The 1,970-nt window shown below is 40.8% G+C and carries 1 protein-coding gene; it reads left to right on the top strand.

All coding sequences use genetic code 11. The features are described 5' to 3' along the window. Positions 1–566: 566 nt before the first annotated feature. Complete coding sequence (gene mutY / locus HMPREF2979_RS01320) at positions 567–1,718, top strand: A/G-specific adenine glycosylase (protein WP_070654729.1); 1,152 nt, start codon at positions 567–569, stop codon at positions 1,716–1,718. The last annotated feature ends 252 nt before the right edge of the window (positions 1,719–1,970 follow it).

Here is a 1,970-nt window from a genome sequence, read left to right as displayed (position 1 = left end):
GGTGGTATCACTCCCTTGTAGCTATTTTATGCAACATTTTTAATCGCCGTTTTTATACCTACTGATATTTTTCATGAACTCACCTCGTTCATCTTAAGAATATAGGATTTACGTTTCGTGTGGCATGGGTATCACTCCTTAGGCTATTTTACGCAACAACCTAAGTGTCTCCATTTTTATACCTACTAACATTTCTCATGAGCTTTACCTCACTTCTTCTTAAGTTAACAGTTTGAGTTTAGCTTTCAACTTCTGGTGGTATCACTCCCTTGTAGCTATTTTATGCGACTGAATTAATCTCCGTTCTTGTAACGTCCTACTGTCATGCGGTCACGCTCCTCAGAGATGATTGGTAAAGTTATTTGTTTTGCCTACTGTTTTGTTTAGAGATCTTAGTCTCCGTTTTTATACCTTGAAATATTGACTCTCACCATGGCTTTTACCTCCTTGATGAATCCTTATCTTCTTTACACTCTTAGTATAATGTAAACGCTTACTTTTGTCAATCTTTTTAACAGAAAAACGCATAATTTTTTGAAAAAAGATTTCTTTGCTACAATAGAGACATGTTAGATTTAAAAGAATACGGCATTGTCATGTGGGATGCTGAGAAAATCGCCTCTTTTCGTCGTACCCTCCTGGACTGGTACGATCGAGAGAAACGAGACCTACCGTGGCGTAGAACTAAAAATCCCTATTATATCTGGGTCAGTGAAATCATGCTACAACAAACCCAGGTTCAGACTGTCATTCCCTATTACGAGCGCTTTTTAGACTGGTTCCCAACAGTTAAGGATTTAGCTGAGGCTCCTGAAGAGAAGCTTCTCAAAGCTTGGGAGGGGCTAGGTTACTATTCCCGTGTCCGAAACATGCAAAAGGCTGCGCAACAAATCATGGATGACTTTGATGGTCAGTTTCCAGATACTTATGACAATATTGCCAAACTCAAGGGCATCGGACCCTATACTGCTGGTGCTATTTCTAGCATCGCTTTTGGACTCCCTGAACCCGCTGTTGATGGTAATGTTATGCGAGTCATGGCTCGTCTCTTTGAGGTCAACTACGATATCGGAGACGCCAAAAATCGTAAGATTTTCCAAGCGATTATGGACATTTTGATTGACCCTGACCGTCCAGGGGACTTTAATCAGGCGCTTATGGACCTTGGGACCGATATCGAATCGGCTAAAAATCCAAGACCAGACGAAAGCCCTATTCGCTTTTTCTGTGCAGCCTATCTCAATGGAACTTATGACAAGTACCCTATCAAATTGCCTAAGAAGAAGCCTAAACCTATGCAAATTCAAGCTTTTATTATCAGAAATACAAAGGGTGAATTTCTGCTCGAAAAAAATATCGAGGGACGGCTGCTAGGTGGCTTCTGGTCCTTCCCTATCATGGAAACGGACTTTATTGGCCAACAACTCAGCTTTTTTGAAAAGGGTGATAGTATTCTCGAGACAGTCTCTCAAAAGGCTATTTTTGAGGAAAATTATGCCCTCAAACCAGAGTGGACGAGCAGTTATTTTACACCTGTAAAACATACCTTCAGCCACCAAAAATGGACCATCGAGATGGTGGAAGGTAGCGTTAATGACGACAAACTCCCTACCGATAAGGAGCTATGCTGGGTAGCGGCTGAGGACTTCGACCAGTTCCCAATGGCCACACCACAGAAGAAAATGATTAAAACTTATGAAGACAGCAAAAAAGGATAGCATTGAGTGCTACCCTTTTTCTTATGCATCAAGTTTATTGTGCTTCCGGCCACGCAAAGCAAGGTATACCTTTGAAAGAACAACTCCCAAAAAGATATAAAACAATTCCAAATAAGTCACATTTTTTGACATCAAAAATTCAATCATAATACGACACTCCTTTTTATTAAGAACTCCTGTCGCTGTTCTCAGTTATGCTTCTATTATAGGTAATACGGCCAATCATAACCACCCGTCTAACGGGTGGTTTGA

This window comes from Streptococcus sp. HMSC078H12, from assembly GCF_001814615.1.
GTDB lineage: Bacteria > Bacillota > Bacilli > Lactobacillales > Streptococcaceae > Streptococcus > Streptococcus salivarius_F.
Note: the sequence above shows the minus strand (reverse complement) of the source record. Positions and strands in the feature narration are given on the sequence as shown.

Bases quoted from the DNA above. Each gene is read 5' to 3' on its own strand.
- mutY (WP_070654729.1), top strand. From the start codon at position 567: ATGTTAGATTTAAAAGAATACGGCATTGTCATGTGGGATGCTGAGAAA.